The following is a 4,994-nucleotide window of genomic DNA, read 5'->3' as shown; positions in this document are numbered from 1 at the left end:
GGCTGGCCCTGCTGCCCGCGTGCGTCGGCCGCACCATCCGGGTGCCTGGCCGACGGCGTATTGGCCCGCGTCGGCGCGGGACTTTTAGAAACATTCGACATGGGGGCGCATTATAATCCCGCCCATGAATTCCCAAACCGACCTCCCCCCCGCCCAGACCAGCGCCGCGACGCCGCCGGCCGCCGACGATTCGGCCGCCAGCCACGCGCAATTCGTCGACTGGATGCGCTCCGTCGCGCCCTATATCCACAAGTTCCGCAACAGCACGTTCGTCGTGGGGTTCGGCGGCGAGGTGGTGCAGCAGGGGCTGCTGAACGCGCTCGTCTCCGACATCGCGCTGCTGCAGGCGATGGGCATCCAGATCGTGCTCGTGCACGGCTCGCGCCCGCAGGTCGAGGAGCAGTTGAGCCTGCACGGTGTCGAATCCGAGTTTTCGCACGGCCTGCGCATCACCGATGCGCGCGCGCTCGAATCCGCGAAGGAAGCGGCCGGCGAAGTGCGTCTCGACATCGAGGCCGCGATCAGCCAGGGTCTGCCGAACTCGCCGATGGCGCACGCGCACATCAGCGTCGTATCGGGCAACTTCGTCACGGCACGGCCGGTGGGGATTCTCGACGGGGTCGATTTCGCGCATACGGGCATCGTGCGCAAGATCGACGCCGAATCGATCCGTCATTCGCTCGCGAGCCGCAAGCTCGTGCTGCTGTCGCCACTCGGTTTCTCGCCGACCGGCGAGGCGTTCAACCTGTCGATGGAAGACGTCGCGTCGGCGGCCGCGATCGCGCTGCGCGCCGACAAGATCATCTTCCTGACCGAAGCGCCGGGCATCGTCGACGACGAAGGCGGGCTGATCCGCGAAATGTCGCTCGACGCGGCGGCCGAGCTGCTCGATTCCGGCAACATCCAGGGCGACGACGCGTTCTTCCTGAAGCACTCGATCCGCGCGTGCCGCGGCGGCGTGACGCGGGCGCACCTGATTCCGCAATCGCTCGACGGCAGCATGCTGCTCGAACTGTTCCTGCACGACGGCGTCGGCACGATGATCTCGTACGAGAACCTCGAAAGCCTGCGCGAGGCGACGCCGGACGACGTCGGCGGCATCCTGTCGCTGATCGAGCCGCTCGAGACCGACGGCACGCTGGTGCGACGCGGCCGCCACCAGATCGAACGCGACATCGACCACTTCTCGGTGATCGAGCACGATGGCGTGCTGTTCGGCTGCGCGGCGCTGTACCCGTACCAGCAGGAGAAGATCGGCGAGATGGCGTGCCTGACGGTCGCGCCGGAAGCGCAGGGCTCGGGCGACGGCGAACGCCTGCTCAAGCGCATCGAGCAGCGCGCCCGCGCGCGCGGCCTCACGCACATCTTCGTGCTCACGACGCGCACCGAGCACTGGTTCCTCAAGCGCGGCTTCGTCAAGGTCAGTGTCGACGACCTGCCGGAAGACCGTCGCAAACTCTATAACTGGCAGCGCAAGTCGCTCGTGCTGATGAAGCAGCTCTGAGCGCAGGCACGACTGCCCTCCCCCCAGTTCGATTACAGGAGAAGTACACGATGGCTCGAATGATCCAATGCGCGAAGCTCGGCAAGGAAGCCGAAGGCCTCGATTTCCCGCCGCTGCCGGGCGAACTCGGCAAGCGCATTTACGAGAGCGTCTCGAAGGAAGCATGGCAGGGCTGGCTCAAGCAGCAGACGATGCTGATCAACGAAAACCGCCTGAACATGGCCGACCCGCGTGCGCGCCAGTACCTGATGAAGCAGACCGAAAAATACTTCTTCGGCGACGGCGCGGACCAGGCGTCCGGCTACGTGCCGCCGACGGAAGGCTGATGACGTGACGCGCGGCGCCGGCAGCGCGGCCGCATGATCCGACGAACAACGGCACCGTGTCCCGCACGGTGCCGTTTTTCTTTCGGGCGCATGCGCCCGGCGTGCGTCAACCCGCCGGTTTCAGCGTGCCGCCGTCGCCCGGCTGTTGCGCGCCGCCGCTCGCGCTGTCGGCGCTGCCGCCTTCGGTGCCCCATTCCGCCGCATCGCTGCGTTCGGCCGTCGACAGCTCGTCGGCGCGATAGCCGGTGCGGTTCAGCAACGCCAGCATGCAGACGAGCGACACGAGCGCGTAGAGCCCCGATGCGACCGCGACGCCGACGATGCTGCCCGTCGCGTTGAGGATCGCCTGCGCGAGCACCGGCGTGCCGCCGCCAACGACCAGCGCGCTCAACTGGTACGCGAGCGACAGGCCCGTATAGCGGATGTTCGCCGGAAACACGCGCGCGAGCACGCCGCCGACCGCGCCGTAGAACATCGCCGACGGAATCGTCGAGATGCACATGCCCGCGACGGCGACCCCGTACGAACGCGTCGCGAGCGCATGGAACATCACCGGCATCAGCACGATTTCCGGAATCAGGATCCAGCACATCGCGCGCCGCATGTCGACCTTCGACACGAACCATGCGCCGACCGGCTGCATCAGGAACTGCACGACGAGCGAGATCGACAGGATGCCGAGGAACGTGCCCTGCGCGTAGCCGAGCTCCTTCGTCGCCCACGACAGCGCGAACGTGCTGCGGAAATACGTGACGTTGATCACGGGCAAGGTGCCGGCCGCGAGCAGCACGACCACCCAGTGATCGCGCACGACGTCGCGCAGCGGCAGCTTCACCGTGCGCTTGCGCGCGAGCACGCGCTGCATGTCGGCCGATTCCTCGAGCTTCAGCCGGATCACCATGCCGATGATCACGAGCACGGCCGACAGCAGGAACGGAATGCGCCAGCCCCACGTCAGGAACGACGGCGTCGGCAGCGCGCTCAGCGCGAAGAACGCGGCGGTGGCGAGCAGGTTGCCGGTGGGCGAGCCCTGCTGCGCGAACGCCGCATACAGGATGCTGCGGTGCTTCGGCGCGTTTTCGCTCGCGATCAGCACCGCGCCGCCCCACTCGCCGCCGACCGCGATGCCCTGCAGCACGCGCAGCACGACGAGGCCGGCCGGCGCCCAGACGCCGATCTGCGCATAGCCGGGCAGCAGGCCGATGCCGGTCGTCGCCAGGCCCATCATCACCAGCGTGATCACGAGTGCGGTCTTGCGGCCGACGCGATCGCCGAGATGCCCGAACACGATGCCGCCGAGCGGCCGCGCGGCGAAACCGGCCCAGAACGTGACGAACGCGAGCAGCGTCGCGACGCCCGGGTCCATCGTGCTCGCGAAGAACACCTTGCCGAACACGAGCGCCGCGGCCGTGCCGTAGATGTAGAAGTCGTACCACTCGATCGTGGTGCCGACGAACGCCGCGAAGGCGGCGCGGCCAGGCCGCGGCAGCGCGGCGCTCGGGGATTGCGGACGGCTCATCGATGTCTCCTGTTGGGTGATCGGGGGCGCGACTCGCGCGCGCCTTTCCCGGGTGGCCGGCATCGCGCCGCCGGCCGGCGGCGTGATGTCAGCCGGGCGCCGGGTCCGGCGCCGTTTTCAGCACGCCGGCGTCGAGCAGTTGCTGCTGAAGCGCACGATCGACGCCGAGCCGGTCGAGCACCGCGCGCGTGTCGCGGCCAAGCGCGGGCGGAGCCGACCGATAGGTGGCCGGCGTGCGCGACAGCTTCACCGGCGACGCCGTGCCGCGATACGCGCCGATCTCGACGAACAGGTTACGGTGCAGCGCATGCGGATCGTGCGCGACGTCGGCCACCGTCCGCACCGGCCCGCACGGCACGCCGGCCGCCATCAGGTCGCGCGCGAGCGGCTCGCATGCGTGCGCGGCGAGCCGCGCTTCCAGTTCGGCCTTCAGCGCGGGCCGGTGCGCGCAGCGGCTGCGGTTATCGACGAAGCGCGCGTCGCCCGCGAGCGCCGGCGCACCGAGATGCGCGACGAGCCGCGCGAACTGCCGGTCGTTGCCGACCGCGAGGAAGATCGGCACGGTCGCCGTGCGGTAGCTGTCGTAGGGCGCGATGTTCGGATGCGCGTTGCCGCTGCGCTCCGGCACGCGCCCGGAGCCGAAGAAGTTCGGCAGGTGCGGATGCAGCAGCGATACACCGCAGTCGTACAGCGCGATGTCGATCGACTGCCCCTGCCCGCTTTTCTCGCGCTCCGCGAGTGCGAGCAGGATGCCGGCGAGCGCGTTGAGCCCCGTGACCATGTCGACGATCGGCAGGCCGATGCGCGTCGCGTCGCCGTCGCGCTCGCCGTTGACGCTCATCAACCCGGCCATCGCCTGGATCACCGCATCGTAGCCGGGCAGCCCGCCGAGCGGGCCGTCGTCGCCGAAGCCCGTCACCGCGCAATGGATCAGGCGCGGAAAGCGCGGCTGCAGATCGCGCGCATAGTCCATCCCCCAGCGCGCGAGCGTGCCGGGCTTGAAGTTCTCGACCAGCACGTCGGCCTCTTCCAGCAGGCGCCACAGGATCGCGCGCCCTTCGTCGCGCGACAGGTCGAGCGCCAGCCCTTCCTTGTTGCGGTTGACGCCCATGAAGTACCAGGCCGTGTCGCCGAGGAACGGCGGCCCCCAGCCGCGTGTTTCGTCGCCGGCGGGCGGCTCGATCTTGACCACCGTCGCACCGTGGTCGGCGAGCGCCTGCGTGCAGTACGGGCCGCCGAGCACACGACTCAGGTCGACGACTTTCAGGCCGTCCAGTGCACCGCGGGACGCGCGCGTCACGTTCGTTACGTTCGTTGCGCTCATCGTTCGACCTCCGGCAGCAGGTCGAGCGCCGTGTCGAGCGCGACCGGCGTGCCGCGCAGCAACGCATCGAACGCGGCCGACTCGTCCTCGCGCAACGCCGGCGCGAGCGGATCGACCGGCAGCAGCTTGTGGCGCACGAGCAGGTGCGCGAGCGCGAGACGCCGGAAATCCGGCGCGAGCCGCACGCCCTCGCAGGCCATCAGCACGGCCGCGCTCGCGTAGTACAGCGCGGACGCGGCCTGCCGCACGTGCGCGTCGTCGCCGTCCGCCGCGACCCGCGCCAGTGCATCGCATGCGCGCGCGAGGATGCGCCGCAGCGCC

4 protein-coding genes and 1 pseudogene are annotated in these 4,994 nt (G+C 69.4%); 2 read left to right on the top strand and 3 right to left on the bottom strand.

The window, feature by feature from the left end; all coding sequences use genetic code 11:
- Positions 1–124 precede the first annotated feature (124 nt).
- Together argA and G3N62_RS34310 are read left to right on the top strand one after the other, a co-directional pair.
- On the top strand, positions 125–1,504 hold the full coding sequence (gene argA, locus G3N62_RS34315) for an amino-acid N-acetyltransferase (protein WP_034188966.1): 1,380 nt from the start codon (positions 125–127) through the stop codon (positions 1,502–1,504).
- 50 nt (positions 1,505–1,554) lie between these two features.
- Entirely contained in the window at positions 1,555–1,830 is a 276-nt protein-coding gene (locus tag G3N62_RS34310; RefSeq protein WP_006478357.1) for an oxidative damage protection protein, read from the top strand.
- Between the two features lie 106 nt (positions 1,831–1,936).
- Here the strand turns inward: G3N62_RS34310 and G3N62_RS34305 are convergent, their stop codons facing one another.
- The 3 genes and pseudogenes from G3N62_RS34305 to G3N62_RS34295 all read right to left on the bottom strand — a co-directional run.
- Complete coding sequence (locus tag G3N62_RS34305) at positions 1,937–3,349, bottom strand: MFS transporter (RefSeq protein WP_059562051.1); 1,413 nt, start codon at positions 3,347–3,349, stop codon at positions 1,937–1,939.
- Between the two features lie 88 nt (positions 3,350–3,437).
- Positions 3,438–4,673 carry a CoA transferase gene (locus G3N62_RS34300; protein ID WP_034188968.1) on the bottom strand — a complete coding sequence of 412 codons (1,236 nt, stop codon included), beginning with the start codon at positions 4,671–4,673 and terminating at the stop codon, positions 3,438–3,440.
- Positions 4,670–4,994: pseudogene (locus tag G3N62_RS34295) on the bottom strand (DNA alkylation response protein); the annotation flags it as partial. The pseudogene G3N62_RS34295 and the gene G3N62_RS34300, both read right to left, overlap by 4 nt.

The sequence above is a fragment of the Burkholderia sp. Tr-20355 genome, assembly GCF_017104685.1.
GTDB classification, from domain to species: domain Bacteria; phylum Pseudomonadota; class Gammaproteobacteria; order Burkholderiales; family Burkholderiaceae; genus Burkholderia; species Burkholderia seminalis.
The sequence above is the reverse complement of the archived record's forward strand: the minus strand, read 5'-3'. Positions and strand labels throughout refer to the sequence as shown.